Annotated in this window: 15 protein-coding genes; 14 read left to right on the forward strand and 1 reads right to left on the reverse strand. The window is 57.5% G+C overall.

Features of this window, described 5'->3' with window-relative positions; translation table 11 throughout:
* Positions 1–55: 55 nt before the first annotated feature.
* The 4 genes from JTP94_RS10535 (at position 56) to JTP94_RS10550 (ending at position 5753) form a co-directional block, all read left to right on the forward strand.
* Positions 56–934, forward strand: a complete 879-nt coding sequence (locus tag JTP94_RS10535) for an SMP-30/gluconolactonase/LRE family protein (protein ID WP_204850444.1) — start codon at positions 56–58, stop codon at positions 932–934.
* 90 nt (positions 935–1024) lie between these two features.
* On the forward strand, positions 1025–3331 hold the full coding sequence (locus JTP94_RS10540) for a HAMP domain-containing methyl-accepting chemotaxis protein (RefSeq protein ID WP_204850445.1): 2307 nt from the start codon (positions 1025–1027) through the stop codon (positions 3329–3331).
* A gap of 55 nt (positions 3332–3386) precedes the next feature.
* A complete protein-coding gene (locus JTP94_RS10545; protein WP_204850446.1) occupies positions 3387–4649 on the forward strand; it encodes a glycerate kinase in 1263 nt (420 codons plus the stop codon).
* Positions 4650–4694: 45 nt separating this feature from the next.
* Positions 4695–5753, forward strand: a complete 1059-nt coding sequence (locus JTP94_RS10550; protein WP_204850447.1) for an enoyl-CoA hydratase/isomerase family protein — start codon at positions 4695–4697, stop codon at positions 5751–5753.
* A gap of 254 nt (positions 5754–6007) precedes the next feature.
* Here JTP94_RS10550 and JTP94_RS10555 read toward each other — a convergent pair whose 3' ends face one another.
* Entirely contained in the window at positions 6008–6721 is a 714-nt protein-coding gene (locus JTP94_RS10555; protein WP_204850448.1) for a FadR/GntR family transcriptional regulator, read from the reverse strand.
* A 402-nt stretch (positions 6722–7123) separates the two neighbouring features.
* Between JTP94_RS10555 and JTP94_RS10560 the strand changes: the two genes are divergently transcribed.
* From JTP94_RS10560 to JTP94_RS10605, 10 genes are all read left to right on the forward strand, one after another.
* Positions 7124–8716, forward strand: coding sequence for a GMC family oxidoreductase (locus JTP94_RS10560; protein WP_204850449.1), 1593 nt, complete (start codon positions 7124–7126; stop codon positions 8714–8716).
* A gap of 81 nt (positions 8717–8797) precedes the next feature.
* A complete protein-coding gene (locus JTP94_RS10565) occupies positions 8798–9862 on the forward strand; it encodes a substrate-binding domain-containing protein (RefSeq protein WP_204850450.1) in 1065 nt (354 codons plus the stop codon).
* Positions 9863–10105: 243 nt separating this feature from the next.
* Positions 10106–11017, forward strand: coding sequence for an ABC transporter permease (locus JTP94_RS10570; RefSeq protein WP_312038147.1), 912 nt, complete (start codon positions 10106–10108; stop codon positions 11015–11017).
* Positions 11018–11027: 10 nt separating this feature from the next.
* The gene (locus tag JTP94_RS10575) at positions 11028–12542 is read left to right on the forward strand and encodes a sugar ABC transporter ATP-binding protein (RefSeq protein ID WP_204850452.1); all 1515 of its coding nucleotides are present in this window, start codon (positions 11028–11030) and stop codon (positions 12540–12542) included.
* Between the two features lie 54 nt (positions 12543–12596).
* Positions 12597–13385 carry an N-acyl homoserine lactonase AttM gene (attM, locus tag JTP94_RS10580; protein ID WP_204850453.1) on the forward strand — a complete coding sequence of 263 codons (789 nt, stop codon included), beginning with the start codon at positions 12597–12599 and terminating at the stop codon, positions 13383–13385.
* A 128-nt stretch (positions 13386–13513) separates the two neighbouring features.
* A complete protein-coding gene (locus JTP94_RS10585; RefSeq protein WP_204850454.1) occupies positions 13514–16594 on the forward strand; it encodes an FAD-binding and (Fe-S)-binding domain-containing protein in 3081 nt (1026 codons plus the stop codon).
* 41 nt (positions 16595–16635) lie between these two features.
* Entirely contained in the window at positions 16636–18072 is a 1437-nt protein-coding gene (locus JTP94_RS10590; RefSeq protein ID WP_204850455.1) for an aldehyde dehydrogenase family protein, read from the forward strand.
* Positions 18073–18122: 50 nt separating this feature from the next.
* A complete protein-coding gene (gene fabG, locus JTP94_RS10595) occupies positions 18123–18932 on the forward strand; it encodes a 3-oxoacyl-ACP reductase FabG (RefSeq protein WP_204850456.1) in 810 nt (269 codons plus the stop codon).
* Between the two features lie 38 nt (positions 18933–18970).
* Positions 18971–19816, forward strand: coding sequence for a shikimate dehydrogenase (locus JTP94_RS10600; RefSeq protein WP_204850457.1), 846 nt, complete (start codon positions 18971–18973; stop codon positions 19814–19816).
* A gap of 170 nt (positions 19817–19986) precedes the next feature.
* Positions 19987–21282, forward strand: a complete 1296-nt coding sequence (locus JTP94_RS10605; protein ID WP_246754800.1) for an NADH:flavin oxidoreductase/NADH oxidase family protein — start codon at positions 19987–19989, stop codon at positions 21280–21282.
* Positions 21283–21315 lie beyond the last annotated feature (33 nt).

A 21315-nucleotide genomic window follows, 5' to 3' on the forward strand; every position in this document is an offset into this window, starting at 1 on the left:
TGGTGGCAAGGAGGGTTGCCACCAGCGCAACGGAATTGCCGGATGGGAGGAAACCATGAAAATTGAGGTCGTTGTTGATGTTAAGACGACGCTCGGCGAAGGACCGCTTTGGGATGCGGAGCAGGAGCGCCTCTACTGGATCGACAGTTTTGACGGGCGGGTCTTTCGCGCGACGATGGATGGACGCGAACTGCGCGCATGGGATGTGCCGCAGAAGATCGGATCGATGGCGATCCGCAAGGATGGTGCCGGCGCGGTCGTCTCTCTCCAGCGCGGCTTCCATACGCTCGATTTCAAGTCCGGCGACGTCGCATTGATCCATGACCCCGAGCCGGATCTGCGCGCCAATCGTTTGAACGACGGCAAAGTCGACCGCCGCGGCCGGTTTATCGCGGGTTCGATGGATACGAACGAAGAGGGACCGAACGGGGCCCTCTATCGCCTCGACCCAGACTTCAGCGTTACAAAAATCGACAGTGGCATTATCTGCTCGAATGGACCCTGCTTCAGTCCGGACGACCGGACCTTCTATTTCACAGACACATGGTCGGGCGAGATATGGGCCTATGATTACGACATAGAGACGGGAGCAGTCGCCAACCGTCGAACCTTTGCCAAGGTTGACACCTCGAAGGGAGGGGCAGCCGACGGGTCCACGGTTGATGCCGAAGGATACCTTTGGAATGCACTTGTCTATGATGGCCGTCTCATTCGATATGCGCCTGACGGCTCCGTCGACCGCGTGATTGAAATGCCGGTCAAGAAGATCACAAGTGCGATGTTCGGAGGGCCCAATCTCGACATTCTGTACGTCACGTCGATGGCAAAGCCGCCTCTTCCACGCTTTCCCGGCGATGGCCAGCTGCGCGGCAGTCTTTTTGCAATCCACGGATTGGGCGTGACCGGCATCGCTGAGCCTAGGTTTGGGAGTTGAGCCACCGGCAGTTATTGGCGACCACGATGGTCGAAATTGGGCGGGCCGAAGCCCGGTGACAACTACAAAGACTGTTAGGCGAGGGGTCAAATGAGGACGCAGTGGACACGTTTCAATAGCGGGAAAACCTTAAATCTTCTGACGGGCGTCAGGGGACGCCTGATCGGGTCATTCGCCATCGTGACGCTCCTCACTGTTGCCGGAAGTTTCCTGAGTTTCCTTGCTTTTCAAAATGTCGACGCTGGTTTTCACGAGCTGCAAACGCAGAGTCTGCCTCAACTTGATCATTCCCTCGCGCTGGCCCGGTTCGCCAACGAGATCACAGCGCGGGTTCCGGTCATCGCCTCTGCTGATGATAGTGTCGCTCTCGGTGGAAAGGACGCTATAAGTTCCGAGCAGAAGGCCGTGCTCGATCGGACGTTGCAGGCTTTGATCGACAGCGGCATCGAACCGTCAACAATCGATACGATTCGGAAAAGTTTTGAGGATCTGGAATCGAACACACAGAATCTCCTGCGATTGAAAAATATCCAGTTCGACCTTCGTGGAGAGCGAACCCGAATGATTGGCGATGCCCGTGCAGCGTATGCCTCTGCAACGGGCTCCATGGGCCCCATTGCAGAATCCGCTGCCTCTGATCTGGAGTTTCTGCTTCAATCGATGTCTTCTGCAGATCTTTCGGTGCCGTTCGACCGATCGGCAACCATGAATTCGGACCAGAAATTTGTTCAGATCAAGAACAGCTGGCAGATGTTTTCTGAAGCCAACAGCATTATCGCGCTGTACGCCGAAATCTCAAATACGCGGACCCCGACGGAAACAAAGCTGATGGCTGGCCGGTTCAAAACGGCGGCCCAAAATATCGAGACCGCCATTGAAATCCTTCCGCCTGAACTGCAGATGGAGGACATCCGATCTGCTGTAGCGCGGCTTCTTGCGCCCGGGCGGGCGGACCGAAACATTTTCTCGATCCGAAATGAAGAGATTAGCCTTACAGCGGATTTAAACAATACGCTGCTGGCGAACCAAGATAGGATCATCGCGCTGTCCAGCCAGATTGTGAGCCTTGTAAAAGCGGCTCAATCGTCATCGGCATTGCGGATATCCACATCCGGCGAGACCGTCACCAAGACCCGCTTTTACCTTGCCCTGCTCGCCGTCTTCAGCGTTGCCCTCTCCATCGCTATCGCTTGGGGCTACGTCGGCAATAGCCTTTTGCGCCGCCTGTCGTCTATTCATCGAGCCATCTCCGCCTTGGCCGAAGGCGACCTTAATTACCAACTGCCCGCAAAGGAAAGCCGCCGGAACGATGAATTGGGAGGAATAGCCAAGTCTGTTTCGATCTTTCGTCAGAACGCGGGGGCCAAACTTCAAGTCGAGCGAGACGCCGCCGACCAGAGACGATTGGCCGAGGAGGAAAGAGAGCGAAATGCTCGGCAGACGGCGGACGCGGCGCGTGAACTCGCATTCGTGCTCGACCGGATCGGGACCAGTCTCGCGCAATTGGCAAACGGGAACTTGCACTGTGAGATCGATACCAGTTTTCCGGAGGAATATCAGAAGCTGAAGCTCGATTTCAACAATGCGGTCGGTTCCCTCAACGAGACGATCGAGCTTATCGTTTCCAGCACCAAAAACATTCGCAGCGGCAGCTCCGATATCCGTACCGCAGCCGCCGAACTTTCCGCTCGCACCGAAACTCAAGCGGCCAGCCTTGAGGAAACGGCTGCAGCGCTGAACGAGATCACCTCCAATCTTCAGCGGACAGCGGAGGGCGCCGCCAAGGCCAAGAAAATCGTTGAACAGGCAACGATAGACGCCAGGCAGAGCAGTGTCGTTGTCAATGGCTCGTTGGAAGCAATGTCGCAGATCGAGGCTTCATCGGAGAAGATCTCGCAGATCATCGGGATCATAGACGACATCGCCTTTCAAACGAACCTCCTGGCATTGAATGCAGGGGTAGAGGCGTCAAGAGCCGGCGATGCGGGACGGGGATTTGCGGTGGTCGCCCAAGAGGTCCGAACGCTCGCTCAAAGCTCGGCCGATGCTGCCAAGGAGATCAAGAGCCTCATTATGACGTCGAGCGCTCAAGTCAGCGATGGCGTGAAGATGGTCGGTGAAACGGGGCTCGTCCTAAAGCGCATTGCCAGCGAGGTAGCGGACATCAGCGATGTTGTCACTGGTATCGCCGAGAGCGCGCAAGAACAGGCTGTCGGACTGCGGGAGGTGAGCCAGGCGATGAACAGCCTCGATCAGATGACGCAGCAAAATGCGGCCATTGCCGAACGTTCGACCATGGCAAGCCGGCAACTAGCCGATGAAGCCGAGGAATTGGGACAATTGACCGGAAAGTTCTCCGTCCAGGGGAGCAAAAAGCCGTTTGTCATTGCATCGTGATAACGAGGAGAAGGCGGGTTCGACCACTCCGCAGAGCTGAAAAGAAAAACAAATCATGACCCCATCTTCCTCCCGCGATTTCCTCGCCTCGCTTTTTGCCGCGGCTGTTTGCGCCGCCAATCCTCTCACGGGGATCAGATCGCATCTCCCCGCACGCCCGAAAGGCCGAACGGTGGTCGTCGGCGCCGGCAAAGGCGCGGCACAGATGGCGCGGGCGCTGGAGAGCGCGTGGGACGGCAAGCTCGAAGGTGTCGTTGTAACGCGTTATGGTTACGGATGTGGGACCCGCAATATCGAGATCATTGAGGCTTCGCATCCGGTCCCTGACACCGCGGGTCTTGTCGCATCGCAGAGGCTCCTGTCTGCCGTTCGCGATCTCACTCAGGACGATCTGGTCATCGCGCTGATCTGCGGCGGCGGTTCGGCGCTTCTTCCCGCGCCGCCGGCTGGCATGACCCTCGATGACGAGATTGCGGTCAACGAGGCTCTGCTTGCCTCCGGGGCGCCAATTTCCGCCATGAACGTCGTGCGTAAGCATCTGTCGACCATTAAGGGAGGGCGGCTTGCGGCATCCACAAGAGCGCAGGTCGTCAGCCTCATCGTCTCGGATATTCCTGGCGACAATCCTGCCCATGTGGCATCCGGTCCAACGATACCGGATGGTTCCACGCGGCATGATGCCATCGAAATCGTCGGACAATACGGATTGAATCTGCCGCAGGCTTGCGTCGATCATCTCCATTCCGAAGCGGCTGACGCACCACGCATGGACGATCCGGTATTCGCAAACCACCGTCATCATATCGTAGCCTCCGCGGGCGTATCCCTCGACGCGGCCGCCGCGATGGCGCAGCGGGAGGGCGTCGAGGCCGTCATCCTTTCGGATTCCATAGAGGGCGAAGCGCGTGACGTAGCTCTTGTGTTTGCGGCCATTGCGCGCGAAATCGAGGCGCGAAATCGCCCGTTCCGCAAACCGGTCGTTCTTCTGTCGGGCGGCGAGACGACGGTTACGCTGCGCGCCAAAGGCGGGCGGGGTGGCCGGAACGGTGAGTTCTCGCTCGCCATGGCGCTGGCGATAGACGGCCGGCAGATCGACGTATTGGCGGCCGATACCGATGGCATCGACGGGTCTGAAAGCAACGCGGGAGCCTTCGCGGATGGTGGAACGGTCAAACGCCTGCGCACAGCCGGGCTGGATCCGCGCCGTCTGCTCGACGGCAATGACAGCTATTCGGGTTTTGCGGCGATCGGCGACCTCTTCGAGACCGGCCCCACGGGGACCAATGTGAACGACTTTAGAGCGATCCTGGTGCGTTAGCTTTTTCTTTCGCCATATCGACCAATTTCACATTTGGGAGGCAGAATGCATATCAGTTCCGACGAGCACATCCTCGTTGAACATCACGGTTCAAGCGGCATTATCCGGCTCAATCGTCCTCGCGCTCTAAATAGCCTGACCATCGGGATGGTAAGGGCGATCAGTTCTGCGCTCGACGCTTTCGAGCTCGATCCCGGAATCGCGATCGTCGTTGTTGTTGGCGAGGGCGAGCGCAGCTTTTGCGCCGGCGGAGACATCAGAGCTCTCTATGAAAGCGGACGGGCTGCATCGCCTGACGCAGAAACTTTCTGGCGCGAGGAATTTGCGCTCGTCTATCGCGTCGCGCGCTATCCGAAGCCTTACATCGCTCTCATGGATGGCATTACAATGGGTGGTGGCGTCGGGATTTCCACGCACGGACGTCATAGGGTCGTGACGGAGCGAACGCGCTTGGCAATGCCGGAAACAGGAATCGGATACTTTCCGGATGTGGGGGCGAGTTGGTTTCTGCCGCGCATGCCAGGCGAAACCGGCACATGGATTGGGTTGACCGGGCTCGATATAAATGCGGACGACGCCATTTTCACCGGCTTTGCCGATGTCAAGGTCGAGTCCAGGCTGCTGCCGGAGATCCTTGACAGACTGGCGAACTTGCCGCTGGGCAGCGGCTCGGGGACGTGCGACGCCTTGTTAAAAGAATATTCGGTTGATCCACTGCGTGGACCAGTTCAAGAAGGTCGTAATTTGATCGATCGGGTGTTCGCCTTCGACAATGTCGAAGAGATCTTCGCAGCACTCGCGAAGGAAGACGACAGCTTTGGCGAGAACACGATTCGTGCTCTGTCCTCTCGGTCGCCCAAGAGTTTAAAGGTGACACTCCGGCTTCTTCGAGAAGGTGCCGTGAGTGGAAGCCTCTTTGATTGCCTGGACCGTGAACTCTTCGCTTGTAAACAGATTTTGAAGGAACCTGATTTTTACGAGGGGGTCAGGGCCGCTGTCATCGATAAGGATCGACGCCCGAAGTGGCACCCTGAAACGATCGACGGCGTTACCGCAGACATGGTTGCCGCGTTTTTCCGAAGTTCAACGATAGGAAAGGAATAGGCCTGAATGGGCGATGACGCGATCACATCGTAGTTGTGGTCTATCGACTCTCCGCATGTATTAGAAACAGTAAGACCGTCGTCTGATGGCGAGATTTGCAAGCGCCTTTTTAGGTGTGAGAGGCAGTCGAAGGGCGCGACAAGTGTGCGCAAGAAGGAGACTTTGCAGACGCCACTTATTTACTTATCCTATCGCTTTCAAATTCGCCAGCAGCCGAGTTCTGGAACGCAGTCAAGGACGTCCGACCATTGCGTCTACGGCTCGATGTATAGCGCAAGCCTTTTGGCGGCTCCAATGAGATGAGCCTCAGCGGCCTTTCGAGCGGCTTGCGGCTGGCCGGACGCAATGGCTTCATAGATTGCACGATGTTCCTGCTGAACCTGCTGGACCAAACCGCTCTGCAATCGAGCCGTATTTTCCCGGGCTTTCCGAATGAAGTTTCTCACATTGGCATCGAGAAAATCGGACATGTCGCGGAAATAGGGATTGCGAGCGACCTCGACGATCGAGCGGTGAAACTGCATATCTTCATCAACCCCACTTTCGCCGCGATCGATCGCCGTCTGCATGGCATTTAAACGTGCCTCGATGATTTTGAGATCATCGTCCGTCCGACGTTCGGCAGCGAGTGCCGTTGCCGCGGCTTCCACTGCCATCAGAAGCTCGATCACGTTGCGGATATCAAGGGCGTCGTTCAAGTCGAAGCTTGTCAGCCGAAAGCTTTGCTCGCGTGTTTCGCTGACGAAAGCGCCGAGTCCTTGACGGGTTACAACGAGGCCATCGCGCTTCAGCGAGTTGATCGCCTCTCTCACAATTGGACGGCTCACTCCGTAGGTCTCTGCTAATTCCTTTTCCGTGGGGAGCTTATCACCGATTATGTACCCACCGGCGGTGATTTCACCGCGGATACTCGTTGCTACAGAGTCTGCAAGCGAAGGAGCTCTGCTTATCACCTTCGTAGTCGCCATTCTGCTTCCTCCCACCTAAGCCCGTTTCGCGGTAGTCGCACCAAAGCCTTCTCATTTCCAGAGTGCTTGGCCGCCAACTCCGGTACCACGGGGAGAAGGCAGCTCCAACACGCCGAAATTTTTTTTACATCTAATCAGATTCATACTTGTCAGGCAACTTGGTTTTATGGTTAGTTTACACAAGAGGAGTGGCGCTGCCCATCAGGCGGTTTGCTGACAGCGACGAGTTTTGCGTCGCCAGATGAGGAGGAAGTAATGGCTCTCATAAGGTTCGTGCGATCGGTTTGTAGATCTGTTGATCAGCAAATCTCGGTAGCGATGATCGACGTATGACCCTGTTCGGCGCCGGCCGCTTGAGCCGGTCCTTGCCGTAACAGCCCAAGTTTTAAAGCGAGTATTCATATGACTTTCGACTGCGTCATCATTGGCGGGGGTACGGCCGGCTGCGTCCTAGCCAACCGTTTGACCGAAGACGCCAACTACAAAGTTCTCCTGCTTGAGGCGGGCGGGGAGGGCAAAGGATTCTGGGTCGACATCCCGGCTGGTTTTGGAAAACTTCTTGTCAATGAGCGCTTCAACTGGCGTTTCTGGACGGAGCCCGAAGACAACGTTTTTCAGAGAAAGATCGTGGTTCCCCGGGGCAAAGGACTTGGCGGTTCCTCGCTGATCAACGGCATGATTTTCGTCAGGGGACAACCGCAGGATTTCGATCAATGGGCCCAGCTTGGCAATAAGGGCTGGGGCTTTAAAGACGTCCTTCCGTACTTCCGGAAAATGGAAAATTTCGAAGACGGATCGAGCGAGCTTCGCGGCGGCGATGGACCGTTGAATGTCGTCCGGGTAAAGGAGCGACCAATCCTTTCGGAAGCCTTTATCGCTGCCGCCTTGCAGGCAGGATTTAAAACGAACAGTGACTACAATGGCACTGATCAAGACGGATTTGGATACTATCAGGTCAATCAGCGTAATGGACGGCGCTGGAGCACGGCGACAGCATATCTGCAACCGGCCCGAAACCGCCCAAATCTGGAAGTGCAGACCAATTCACATGTCACGCGCGTGCTTCTTGACGGCGCCCGCGTAACCGGCGTTGAATATTATCGCGACGGCCAGAAATATCAGGTTTCCGCCAAGGACGTCGTTCTAGCGGCAGGCGCGGTTCAATCGCCGCAAATACTTGAGCTTTCTGGAATCGGTGATCCCGAAATCCTGAAATCTGCAGGCCTTGCCGTCAATCACGCGTTGCCCGGTGTCGGTGCCAATTACGCGGATCATTTTTGCACGCGGATGAACTGGCGCGTCAGCCAACGGATAACATTGAACGAACAAAGCCGAGGGGTCGCACTCGCCAAGGCAGTTGCCCGCTATTTCGTCACCCGAAAAGGCATCCTGACGCTCGCGACTGGCCTGGCTCATGGATTTGTCAGGACCCGGCCGGGACTATCATCGCCAGACGTCCAATATTTCTTCATGCATGCAAGTTACGCCAACGCAGCCGATCGCAAGCTCGATCATCAGCCGGGGATGACGATTGGCGTTTCGCCGTTGCGTCCGGAATCGCGCGGGACGATCCACATCAAATCCGCGGATCCTTTTGCTCCACCTGCAATACGGCCGAACATTCTCGCGACCGGCGAAGATCAGGACACCCTCGTCCGTGGGATGAAGATTGCACGAGACATTGTCGGACAGAGCGCGCTGAAACCATTCGTGTCGCATGAAATGAGCCCGGGAAAAAACGTCGAGACTGACGAACAATGGCTCCACTTCGCACGCGAGAACGGCCAGACGATTTATCACCCGGTGGGTACGTGCAGCATGGGGACGGGGCCGCAAGCGGTCGTTGACGATCGTCTCCGCGTCCATGGGATCGAGGGTTTGAGAGTAATCGACGCATCGGTGATGCCCACGCAGATTTCCGGAAACACGATGGCGGCCGTCCTGATGATTGCTGAAAAAGGCGCCGCCATGATCCGGGAGGACAGAGCAGCCTGACCCAGCGAGTGGGCAGGCGCTTCGAGAGGTAGAGAATTTCACAAGGGAGGACCGGAAGTGACGAAGTTCTGGAAAGAAGAAATGCAGGAGCAAATTGGCTTTAACAGGCGGCAGATCTTGGCAGGGCTCGGGGCAGGGATCGCTGCAGCGGGCGTCCTGGCTGCAACAGCCCAATCTGCCTATGCACTGACGAGCGAAATTCCCAAGTTCGTATCGAACGGCAAGAAGGTGAAGGTCGGCCTTGGTCTTTGCTATGGCCCGTTCAACCAGCCTTGGCGACGCGGTTGCTGGCGAATTGCCCAGACGGTGCTGGATAACGGCGGCGAGCTTGTCACGGTTCGTGGCGAACCTTCGAAGCAGAGCGAGCAAGACTCTGCCCGCCAACTGATGGACCGAGGTATCGACGTTCTCATTCTGGGTATCTATTCGCAGGAATCCGAGACTGCCTATATCGTCGATGAAGCACATCGCCGGGGTATCAAGACCGTCGGCTTCATGGTGCCGGTCAAGGATTCGCCGTCTGTCCAGGAGGACACCTGGGCAACCGGCACGGCCATGGGATACTGGATTCAGAACAAGCTGGCACGTCAGGGAACGATCGTCCAAACGGCTGAAGATCGCGGGTTCTACACGCCGTTCGACATGGAAGTCGACCAGTTGTCGTTGATGACGAAATTCGAGCCACGCATGAAGATGCTGCCGTTCATGACCGGTGCGACATCGACATCCGATGAAATCTCTAAGGGTCGCGAGAACGCTCTATCCTTGCTTCAGTCCAATCCCGATCCGGAAAGCATCCAAGCGATCGTGTCCTGGTGGTGGCCGTTGACCGTTGGCGCATCGCAGGCGCTGACGCAGATGGGGCGGAAGGCAATTGTCGCGAACCACTATTTCTCCGATCAACTGCTGACCGAAATGGCTTCGCCCGATAGCCCCATCGCCTTTTCGACAGACGTTCCCTACCACACGGCTGGCGACAAGGTCGGCGAGATCGCCCTGGCCCTGGGGCAGGGGCAGGACGTCCCGAACTACGTCTACCATGTCCCTGTGACGGCAATTGAAAAGACCGACGCCGCTGCCGCTCTCAAAGACCTCAAAGCGATGGACCAGAAGGCCATCGAACTCCTGAAGAACTACGGCGGCTAACATTACCTCCCGAGGACGCAGGCCCGGAGACGCGTTCTCCGGGTCTTGGATGCCCGGGGCATTTTTTTGAAGGTCGATGGCGCGACGTAGGATCGCGACGCCCGATTGAAACACCCATCTTAGGGAGAACCCGTGATGTCCACACCTTCGACAGGCGCCGTCGCAAAGGCCCGCAAAGACATTCAAACCGACACCGGAGCCGGCCTGATCCTTGGCTTCCTGCGGCGTTGGGGCACAATTCTCGTGATCATTCTGTTTGGCGTGTTCTTCACGCTCATGAGCCCTTACTTTGGTACGATCTCGAATTTCAACAACATCCTGTTTTCGATGATCGTCAGCGCATTGCTCTCGATGGGCCTGACCTACGTCGTGGCCGCAGGAAGCTTCGATCTGTCGATCGGCGCGGTGGTGACGACTACCTCCATCGTTACCGCACTGCTCATCCCGAGCATCGGGTGGATCGGGGCGACAGCAGTCGGACTAAGTGCCGCTTGCTTTATCGGTGCGGTCAACGGCGTGCTTGTCACCTATGGCCGGCTTTCTGGCATCGTCACGACGCTCGGCGTCATGTTTCTGCTTGGCGGTGTCAACACCTACCTGTCGGGCGGCTACCAGATTCCGGTAGACTACAACGAAGCGGTATTCAGGTTCCTCGGGCAAGGACGCATTGGCCCAATTGCGTTCCCGGTGATCATCCTTGCCGCCGTGTTCGCCTGTGGATACGTCCTGTCCACGCGAAGCAAGGCCGGGCATTACATCGGTGCCGTTGGCGACAATCCAATGGCTGCCTACTACTCCGGCATTAGCGTCTATCGCTGGGTGATCGTGAGCTTCGTCCTGTCCGCCCTGTTCAGCGGCATCGGTGGCGTCCTCTTGACATCGATCTCATCGTCCGCGCAGCCGGTCGGTGGTCAGGGATATCTCCTCGAAGCGTTTGCCGCCGTGTTCCTTGGCGCGACAATCCTGGGTAAGGGTAAGCCGCATGTTTTAGGAACGTTGCTTGGCGTCTTCTTTCTTTACATGGTCAGCTCCGGCATGAACATGATCGGGATTTCGTTCGCCACGCGCCAGTTGTTCAACGGTTTCGTTCTGCTGGCAGCAGTGGGCGCCAATGCGGCCCTCAATCGTGAAGAAATTCACCTGAAGTTCATTTGAGGAAACGACCATGGCAACTCCATTGATCGAACTCCGGGACCTTGCAAAGGATTTCGCCGGCATTCAGGTTCTGAAGGGAATTTCCCTCTCGTTCGAACGTGGCGAAGTTCACGGTCTGCTGGGTGAGAACGGTGCCGGCAAGTCCACGCTCATCAAGATCCTGACGGGCGTGTACTCGCCGTCCAGTGGAGAAATATTGCTCGACGGCAAGCCGATCCATGTGCATCGGCCGGTCGATGCCCATGCTCACGGACTAGGGGCTGTCTATCAGGATTCCGAACTGGCCAGCAGCATGACGGTCGCCGAGAACATTCTGCTTGGAAACGAGCCGAGCCGTGTCTGGATTAACAGAGGCAGGATCCGCCAGGAAGCGGCAAGGATCATGCGGGAGATCGGTCTTGATCTCGATCCCGATCGCAAAGCATCGACCCTCACGGCGGCACAAATGCAGATGGTGACGCTGGCGACGCTGTTTCACCGTCGCTACAAGCTGATCATTCTCGACGAACCGACAGCACGCCTGTCGGCAGGCGAAAGTGAGCTCCTCTTCAAGATGATCAGGACGTTCAAAGAGAGCGGCATCACGATCGTCTATATCTCGCACAGGCTCCACGAGGTGAAGCTGTTGTGCGACCGCGCCACAATCCTTCGCGACGGCCGCGTCTCGGGTACGTTGGAACGCGGCAAGATCGACGAGGAGATCGTGACACAGCTCATGGTCAATAGAAGCTCGGCAGATCTGCAAATCGAAAATCACGGCCTCAGTCAGAACCGTGTCGTTCTGGAACTCAAAGGCCTTTCGACCCCTAGGTTGGCGCCTCTCTCGCTGAACGTCAGGGCAGGGGAGATTTTGGGCGTGACTGGTCCGTTAGGCGCCGGCATGGAGCAGATCGAAAAATGCCTCGGTGGCCTCTCCGCCTATGAAGGCGAGATCGTCATTGACGGGGGCGTTAAGGTTATTCGCAATCCGGGAGAGGCCTTGGAAGCCGGTATCGCCCTCATTCCCGAGGAGCGGCGCAAACAGGCCTTGTTTCCGAGCCTGTCCATGGCGGAAAACGTCAGTCTGCCGGCGCTATCGAAACTTGCGAAACTGGGCCTTGTGCAGGGTACGGCCAAACGCCGTTACGCCCAGGGGATCATCCAGCGCCTTTCGATCTATCCCAACGCGCCCGATCGTCCGATCCGATATTTCTCGGGCGGCAACCAGCAAAAGGCAGTCATCGGCAAGTGGCTGGAACGACAGGCGAGAGTCTACGTCTTCGTCGAGCCGACGTCGGGCGTCGATGTCGGCGCGATCCGCCAGATTTACGAAATCATTTTGAAAATGGCCGAGTCCGGTGCCGCCATCATCGTGATTTCGACGTCCGTGAAGGAACTGCTGGCTCTATCTGAAACGATCATGGTCGTGCACGACGGTGCGGTTTCAGCCCATCTTCCACGATCGGGTTGCGATAGGGACGGCTTGTTGGCGATGACGATCAGCAAGGATGCCGCACCAAGGGCCGACATCGCTGTTGGCGCTTGAGGGCCAGCTGGAAGTCGTGGGCAGGTAGGAGCCCATCATTCGAGGAGGAAGAAAGTGACAGATATACGGCTCTACATGTTCCAGACGGGACACATCCGACAAAAGGAAGTCAACATCAAGATGGGAATGGGACAGGGTGAATTCATCACCCCAATCCCCTGGTATCTGGTTACACATCCGAAGGGGAATGTCGTCATCGACGGCGGTATTGCGCTTGAGGCCGCCCAGGACCCAAAGGGCCACTGGGGCGCCACAGCGGATGTCTATTACCCGATGCTGACGGAGGACGAGACCTGCGTCAATCAGATGACTAAGGCCGGGTTCAAGCTTGAAGATGTAAAATACGTCCTCCACTCCCATCTCCACCTCGATCATACCGGTGGCACGGGACGTTTCCCCAATGCGACCCACATCGTCCAGCGGGCGGAGTACGAATATGCATTCACCGCCGATTGGTTCGCTGCAGGGGGATATATCCGCAAGGACTTCGATAAGCCCGGTCTCGATTGGTACTTCCTCGAAGGCGACAAAACCGATGGCTTTGACCTCTATGGGGACGGCGTCATAAAGACTTACACCTCGCCGGGTCACTCTCCAGGGCACCAATCCATCTTGGTAACTCTTCCAGAGTCCGGCCCGATCCTGCTGGTGATAGATGCTGCCTACACCTTGGATCATTGGAATGAGAAATGCCTTCCAGGCTTTCTGACCTCTGCCATCGACACGGCGAGAAGCGTCAAGAAGCTGCGGATGATCGCGCAGCAGACGGGCGCGCTCGTTGTTACCGGCCACGATCTCGAGAACTGGCAATATTTCAAGAAGGCGCCCGATTATTACGGCTAGTGCCACTTCAAACATTGGCGGTGGTGCAAGAATGATGCTCCGCCGCCGCTTTCCCGGAATGTCCGACAACGCCACTCCAAGAGAATCAGCGCTCCGTTGCGCTTGATGCAAAGCCAGGAAATACGTCAATGATCCCGCGTCTATCTCCACCATCTCACGAAGCGCCGTTGGTGAAAACGTATCTTCGTGCGCTGAGCGAAGCCGGATTCAGTGGAGACATAAGCTCAGATCGCTCTGCACAGGTGGTCTTTGCGACTGACAATTCGATCTACGAAATCGTTCCGCAGGCCGTGCTGTTTCCGCGTAGTCTTGACGATGTTTCGATAGCACTCAGGATTCTTTCTCGACCGGCTTTCAGAACCGTGACGCTGGCGGCAAGAGGCGGAGGAACAGGCACGAACGGCCAGTCTCTTAGCAACGGCGTGGTTCTCGATCTTTCCCGATACCTGAATAGCATTCTTGAAATCAATGCGGACCACGGTTGGGTTCGTGTTCAGGCCGGTGTCGTAAAAGACCAGCTCAACGCTGCCCTGCAGCCATTCGGAATGTTCTTTGCGCCGGAATTGAGCACCTCAAATCGTGCGACGATCGGGGGAATGATCAACACAGACGCCAGCGGCCAGGGCTCGTGCCTCTACGGCAAGACCCGCGATCATGTACTCGAACTGACGTCCGTTTTCTCCGATGGCACGATATGGACCTCTCGTCCGATCGAAGATCTTCAACTCGAACAGGCCAAGCGAACTCCCGGCACTGTGGGCAACGTTCATCGATCCACCGATCGGATCCAGCGAGACAATGCCTCAGCCATCGAGACACAGTTTCCCAAGCTCAATCGCTGCCTGACGGGCTACGATCTTGCTCATATCAGGGATGGGGAGGGCAGGTTCAATCTCAATTCGGTCCTCTGCGGTTCCGAGGGGACGCTTGCCGTCATTGCCGAGGCCAAGTTGCGGATCCTCCCAATTCCGAGGCATTCGGTGCTTGTCAATATCCGGTATGAGAACTTCGATGCCTGCCTGCGCGACGCGCGATCCCTGCTTTCCTTCGGAGCAGCGTCCATCGAGACGGTTGATTCCAAAGTGCTCGATTTGGCGCAGAACGACATTGTCTGGGATGGCGTGCAGGATTTTTTCCCATCCGTCGGTGAAGAGCCGACCCGCGGTGTCAATCTGGTCGAATTTGTGGGCGCAGCCGAAGATGAGGTTGAGCAGCCGCTTACGCGGTTGGTCTCGGTGCTTGAAGCCGAGGGTCGGGTGGCGGGCCGTCTCGGCTTTACGATCGCGCGCGGTGAAGCCGCCGTGCAGCGTGTCTGGCAGATGAGGAAGCGTGCCGTAGGGCTGTTGGGCAACATGCAGGGCGACAAGCGGCCGATTGCATTCGTCGAAGACACAGCGGTCCCTCCTGAGCACCTCGCCGATTACATCGAGGAGTTCAGGGCTGTACTGGATGAGCGCGGTCTGGACTATGGCATGTTCGGTCATGTCGATGCCGGCGTTCTGCACGTCCGGCCGGCCATCGACATGAAGGCGCCAGAACAGGAAAAGCTCATTCGTGAGATTACCGACGCGGTCGCAGCGCTGACGCTGAAATATGGCGGGCTGCTGTGGGGCGAACACGGAAAAGGCGTTCGATCCGAATATTCGCCTCGGTTTTTCGGTTCGCTTTATCCGGTCATCCAGGCAGTCAAGGAGACCTTCGATCCGAACAACCAGCTGAACCCGGGCAAGATCGCAGCGCCGAGCAACCAGGCGCTGCTGAAGATCGACGGCGTTCCAACACGGGGTCAAGCCGATCGGAAAATTCCGCAGGGCGTACGTGCCGTATACACGGACGTGATCAACTGCAACGGAAATGGCGCATGTTACGATTGGGATCCGGACACCGCAATGTGCCCCTCCTGGAAAGCGACACGAGAACGCCGACATTCGCCAAAGGGCAGGGCGATGCTCACCAAGGAATGGCTAAGACAGCTTGCGGCCAATGGATCGAATCCTTTGGCGCAAACGAAACAGGTTCGTGCGGGCTCTTCTTGGTCCGCCTTCCCCGCCAAGCTGCTGAACTCAACCTTTCATGGCTATCGGACACCCGATTTTTCGCACGACGTCAAGGAAGCGATGGATGGATGTCTTGCATGCAAGTCCTGCGTCGGTGGATGCCCGATCAAGGTCAACGTGCCGGGTTTCCGGGCGAAGTTTCTGGAACTTTATCACACCCGTTACTTGCGACCGCCGAAAGACTGGCTGGTGGCAGGCCTAGAGCGGCTACTTCCGTTTCTTGCCGTCGTACCCCGAATGACAAACGCCATCCTGAAGGCTCCGCCTGTTAAGGCTGCCTTGCGTTTTCTCGGACTTGTCGACCTTCCGCTCCTATCAGGGATCGACCTGCATCGGGAAATGATGGCCAGAGGATTGGCGTACGCCAGTCCAGGCGTGCTGGCGGCGATGTCCGCTGAGGAAAAGCAGCGATCCGTCGTCGTCGTGCAGGATGCGTTTACCAGCTTCTATGAAACCCGGCTGGTCCTCGATACGCTCGATCTTCTGTCGGGTCTCGGCTTTAATCCTCTCCTGTCCGTTTACCAGCCGAACGGAAAGCCCCTCCATGTTCATGGCTTTCTCAAACGGTTTGAAGCGACCGCACGCTCTCAAGCAGGGCAACTGAATCTATGCGCTGCGATGGGCATTCCCCTGATCGGGATTGACCCGTCCATGACCCTGACCTTCCGCTCCGAATATGTGGAAACGCTTGGGGCCAAGGCGGTGCCGAAGGTTCAGCTTCTGCAGGAATGGCTGGCGACCAGAGCGCTCGGCGGTTTCGCGACCATCAAGAAACGGTATGTGTTGCTGCCACATTGCACGGAACGTGCGACCGCCCAGAGCAGTCTTCACGACTGGACCGCTATCTTTTCCAAGTTTGGCCTCCGCCTGGATATCGTCGCATCGGGATGTTGCGGCATGGCCGGAACATACGGTCACGAGACGCGCAATGTTGGGACCTCCAAATCCATCTTCGACATGAGCTGGCGAGGGCATATCGAGGACACCCGACCGGAAGAGGAACTGCTGGCGACGGGGTATTCATGCCGTTCACAGGCCAAGCGCTTCGGGCAGGTGGTCCTTCGCCATCCAATACAGGTTCTGCTGCAGCACCTTTCCGCTCCAGCGCGCCTTCAACAGCAGCAACGTCGGCAATCCGCTCTGGCACAATGAGCGCCGGGCAACTGCTTCACAAGTATTCAGGAGACATGGGAATGACCGTTCACAAGAACTACATCGCCGGCGAGTGGATAGAAGGCTCTTCTGTTGTCCGCGACATCAGCCCCAGCGACACCAACGATGAAGTTGGTGTCTATGCCTCGTCCGGGAGAGCGCAGGCTGAAGACGCCATCAATGCTGCTTATCAGGCGTTTCCCGCCTGGGCGGCAACCAGCCCTGAGGTTCGCTTCGATATCCTCGATAAAATCGGAACGGAAATCCTCGCCCGCAAGGATGAACTTGGCCAGCTGCTGTCGAGAGAGGAGGGGAAGATCCTCTCCGAAGGTGTCGGAGAAGTCGTCCGCGCCGGACGCGTCTTCAAGTTTTTCGCGGGTGAAGCGCTTCGATTGAACGGTGAGCGCGTCTCTTCCGTTCGGCCTGGCGTTGAGATCGAAATCCTGCGGGAACCAGAAGGTGTCATTGGTATCATAACGCCGTGGAATTTTCCGATTGCCATCCCGGCATGGAAGATCGCTCCGGCCTTGGCCTATGGCAATACGGTTGTCTTCAAGCCGGCGGAACTCGTACCGGCATGCGGTTGGGCACTGGCAGACATCATCGCGCGGGCGGGCGTTCCGGAAGGTGTGTTCAATCTGGTCATTGGCCCCGGTCGAGAGGTCGGTCAGGCCATCGTTGAATCCAGGAAGGTGCGAGGGATCAGCTTTACGGGCTCGGTCGAGACCGGACGTCGGATCGGGGCTGCATGCTTCGAACGCGGCAAGAAAGTCCAACTGGAACTCGGTGGAAAAAATCCTCTCATCGTCATGGACGACGCCGATCTCGACATCGCCGTCAATGTTGCCGTCAACGGTGCTTACTTTTCGACGGGACAGCGGTGCACGGCATCGAGCCGGTTGATCGTTCAGTCCGGGATCCATGACCGCTTCGTGCAGGCGGTCATCGAAAGGCTTGAAGGCCTGAAGATCGGTCACGCCCTGGCGAGCGACACCCAGATCGGTCCTGTTGTCAACCAGAGCCAGCTCGATCAGGACCTCGAATATATTCGCATCGGTCAGGGGGAAGGGGCGAAACTCGTCTTCGGCGGGGTGAAACTGGGGCGCGAACATCCTGGCTTCTACCTGTCTCCGGCCCTCTTCACTGAAACCTCCAACGACATGCGGATTAACCGGGAGGAAATTTTCGGCCCTGTCGCGAGCATCATCCGCGTGAACAGTTTCGAAGAGGCGATCACCACCGCTAATGACACGGAGTTCGGCCTGTCGTCGGGCATCTGCACGACCTCGCTGAAATATTCCTCCGAGTTCAAGCGGCGCTCCGGTGCAGGCATGGCGATGGTCAACCTGCCGACTGCAGGTGTGGATTACCATGTGCCTTTTGGGGGCAGAAAGTCGTCGTCCTATGGCTCGCGAGAACAGGGGGCGTATGCCCGCGAGTTCTACACAGTTGTCAAAACCACCTACACGCAGCCTTGAGCAAAGAACAATCAGGCGATGGACCTTACCCGGATAGTGAAGAGGACAACATGCAAGAACGTGAAACAAACACCGCTGAAATAGCCAATCGCGCCAGCCACAAGGGACGCCATGTTCTGGTCACCGGAGCCGGTCGTGGGATCGGTCGGGCGATTGCGCTCGCCTTCGCAGGGCGAGGCGCTCGCGTTGGTGTCGCCGACATGAACGAAGACGATATCAACGAAACGATACACCTGATCGAGGCCGAGGGGCGCGGCTCAGGGTTGGCGCTGGTGCTGGACGTATCCGACTACTCTGCCGTCGAGAAAAGCACATCTTATGCCGCCAACGTGTTTGGACGCCCGTTTGACACAATCATAAACAATGCCGGGATATCGCCCAAGCATGGCGGCGTTTCGCACAAGGTCTGGGAAATGGATCCTGCCGAATGGGGCCGAGTCGTCGGGGTCAACCTGTCAGGCAGCTTCAACACCGTTCGGGCGCTTTCGCCGGCAATGCGCGAGGCGGGCGCAGGCTGGATCGTCAACATGTCGTCTGTCGCCGGTCGGGCCTACATGCCGCTTGTCGCATGTCATTATGCGGCAACGAAATCAGCAATTCTCGGCTTCACCCGGCATCTTGCCGGCGAGCTTGGGCCGTTTGGAATTCGGGTGAACGCGATTGCCCCTGGTCGTATCGAAACGCCCATGGTCAGGACCGTCGCCAGCGAAGTCAACGACGAACAGGTTCGCCTGACGCCCATGGGTCGCCTTGGAGCATCAGAGGAGGTCGCCGACCTCGCGCTATACCTCACCTCTCCGGAAGCCAGCTTCATTACAGGACAAACCATCGATGTGGCCGGCGGGTTGCTCATGACCTGAGTGCAGCGATGGTCGATGCAGGAGTGTGGGAAGAAGTTATGATGTCAAAAATTGCTGAAATGAAAACAAAGATTGAACAGCCTCGCCTGATCACGGGGAGAACACGCGTATTCGGCATCCTGGCCGATCCGATCTACCATGTGAAAACGCCTCAGACGATGAACGCCCTTTTTGACAGTCATGGACTGGATTGCGTGCTGGTGCCGTTCCACATCGCGCCGGCCGGATTGCCTGCATTGATCGATGGGTTGCGGAAGATTCAGAACTTTGGAGGATTCATTGCCACGGTTCCTCATAAGCTCGCCATGCTGGACCTGTGCGATGAGGTCACAGATGCTGCCCGGCACATCGGCGCTGTGAACTGCGTCAGGCGTGAGGATGATGGTCGCCTGGTCGGGACCATGCTCGATGGTATCGGCTTCGTGGAGGCAATGCGCTCGCGTGGAACTGATCCTTCGGGCATGAGGGTTTTCCTGGTCGGGGCAGGGGGAGCGTCCAGCGCAATCGCATTTGGCCTCGCGGATGCCGGCGTTAGTCATATAACGATCTCCAACCGATCGGCCGCGCGAGCACTGGAACTGGCCGCGCGACTGGCGGCGGTCTATCCGGCTCTATCGATCAGTACCGACGACCGGGAGGTCGAGCGTCACGATCTCATCGTGAACGGCAGCACGCTCGGAATGCGGCCGTCGGACGCCGACCCCGTCGATTTCACGCGTATCCACGCAAAACACCTTGTTGCCGACGCGATCATGGAGCCTGCCATGACACCGCTTCTGACCACGGCGCTATCCAAAGGATGCGAGATATTTCTCGGGAAACCGATGTTGGATTCACAAATCCTGCTGATGGCCCGGCACATGGGGGCGTTCCCTTCGAATTAGACGTAACCACTGCACCCGTCGTGAAGTCTTGAGACACGCGGCTCCCTTTACGCGTCCGCAGCGCTATTGGCCGGCTACAGGGACCACCGACAGAAATTGCCGTGATGTCTCGCCGAGCGGGAGCGCGCCGCAGCATACCATTCGACAGATCAAATCAAGAGGAGGATGCAATGACACAGACTGCTATTCAACTGGACACGCCGCTCTCGCTGCCGTGCGGGGAGACACTGCCGAACCGGCTCGGTAAATCGGCAATGACCGAGGGCTGCGCGGACTCTCTCGGACGCGCGACTGAATATCATGAGCGCGTTTACCGTCTCTGGGGACAGAGCGGAACGGGACTGCTGATCACGGGCAACATCCAGGTCGACCGCCGCTCTCTGGAAAGACCCGGCAATGTTCGCATCGAGGGACATCAGGATGCCGAACAGATGAAACGGCTGATAGCTATGGCTGAAGCAGGCCAGGCTCACGGCGCGCACATGTGGGCGCAGATCGGTCATGCCGGCCGGCAAGCGCCGGCCGGCGCTTGCCCGGAACCGGTCGCGCCCTCGTCCGTTCCGCTTACGATGCTCCGTTGGCAGCAGCAAGCACCGCGTGCTTTGGATGAGGATGAGATCGAGAACATCATCTGGCGGTTCGGAAACGCGGCTCTTGTTTGCAAACAGGCAGGCTTCAAAGGCGTACAGGTCCATGGTGCCCATGGTTATCTGATCAGCGAATTTCTCAGCCCACGGGTTAATTTGCGAACGGATAAATGGGGTGGAGATCTGAAGTCTCGGGCGCGCTTCCTATTCGAAGTGTTGAGGTCGATACGCAGCACCGTCGGCCCGAATTTCCCGGTAGGCCTCAAGTTGAATTCGGCGGACTTCCAGAAGGGTGGGTTCTCACACGAGGATTCGATGCAGGTCGTGGAGTGGCTGAATTCCGAGGGCCTCGATCTGCTGGAACTGACGGGCGGGACGTATGAGCACCTCAGTTTGCTCGGCGTCAACAACGACAATCAGTTCGAGCGAGAGCCACCTCGCGCGACAACTGCCGCACGCGAGGCATATTTTGCCGTCTATGCGGCGGAGGCTCGGTCTATAGCCAAGATGCCCGTGATGTCGACCGGAGGTTTCCGTAGCCGTGAGTCGATGATTGGAGCTCTAAATGATGGAACCTGCGACATGGTGGGACTAGCACGCCCGCTCTGTACCGATCCATTTGTTTCCGGAAAGCTGATAAGGGGCGAGATCGCGCAGACCGACCTTTACGAACACAGGACTGCGTTGTCGGACGCCGAAAGGAACGGCCTCCACGCCGATGAAATTCAAACGGCGACGGTGCTTGGACAGCAGGCTTTCTACTTCATGACCATTTACGACATGGCTGAAGGTCGAGACCCGCATCTGAACCGCACGCTTATGGGCGCGCAAAGCGAGCTGGTCGCACGCGAAGACACCATCACGCGAAATCTCGTCTGAAATCCAAATACGCTCCCCTTCTATCGTCAACCG

Origin of the sequence: Martinezella lusitana, from assembly GCF_016901135.1 — a bacterium.
Classification (GTDB): domain Bacteria; phylum Pseudomonadota; class Alphaproteobacteria; order Rhizobiales; family Rhizobiaceae; genus Rhizobium; species Rhizobium lusitanum_D.

Bases quoted from the DNA above. Each gene is read 5' to 3' on its own strand.
- JTP94_RS10585 (WP_204850454.1), top strand. From the start codon at position 13,514: ATGATCCCGCGTCTATCTCCACCATCTCACGAAGCGCCGTTGGTGAAA.
- JTP94_RS10565 (WP_204850450.1), top strand. From the start codon at position 8,798: ATGCAGGAGCAAATTGGCTTTAACAGGCGGCAGATCTTGGCAGGGCTC.
- JTP94_RS10545 (WP_204850446.1), top strand. From the start codon at position 3,387: ATGACCCCATCTTCCTCCCGCGATTTCCTCGCCTCGCTTTTTGCCGCG.
- fabG (WP_204850456.1), top strand. From the start codon at position 18,123: ATGCAAGAACGTGAAACAAACACCGCTGAAATAGCCAATCGCGCCAGC.
- JTP94_RS10575 (WP_204850452.1), top strand. From the start codon at position 11,028: ATGGCAACTCCATTGATCGAACTCCGGGACCTTGCAAAGGATTTCGCC.
- JTP94_RS10605 (WP_246754800.1), top strand. From the start codon at position 19,987: ATGACACAGACTGCTATTCAACTGGACACGCCGCTCTCGCTGCCGTGC.
- JTP94_RS10555 (WP_204850448.1), bottom strand. From the start codon at position 6,721: ATGGCGACTACGAAGGTGATAAGCAGAGCTCCTTCGCTTGCAGACTCT.
- JTP94_RS10535 (WP_204850444.1), top strand. From the start codon at position 56: ATGAAAATTGAGGTCGTTGTTGATGTTAAGACGACGCTCGGCGAAGGA.
- JTP94_RS10550 (WP_204850447.1), top strand. From the start codon at position 4,695: ATGCATATCAGTTCCGACGAGCACATCCTCGTTGAACATCACGGTTCA.
- JTP94_RS10560 (WP_204850449.1), top strand. From the start codon at position 7,124: ATGACTTTCGACTGCGTCATCATTGGCGGGGGTACGGCCGGCTGCGTC.
- JTP94_RS10600 (WP_204850457.1), top strand. From the start codon at position 18,971: ATGATGTCAAAAATTGCTGAAATGAAAACAAAGATTGAACAGCCTCGC.
- JTP94_RS10590 (WP_204850455.1), top strand. From the start codon at position 16,636: ATGACCGTTCACAAGAACTACATCGCCGGCGAGTGGATAGAAGGCTCT.
- JTP94_RS10540 (WP_204850445.1), top strand. From the start codon at position 1,025: ATGAGGACGCAGTGGACACGTTTCAATAGCGGGAAAACCTTAAATCTT.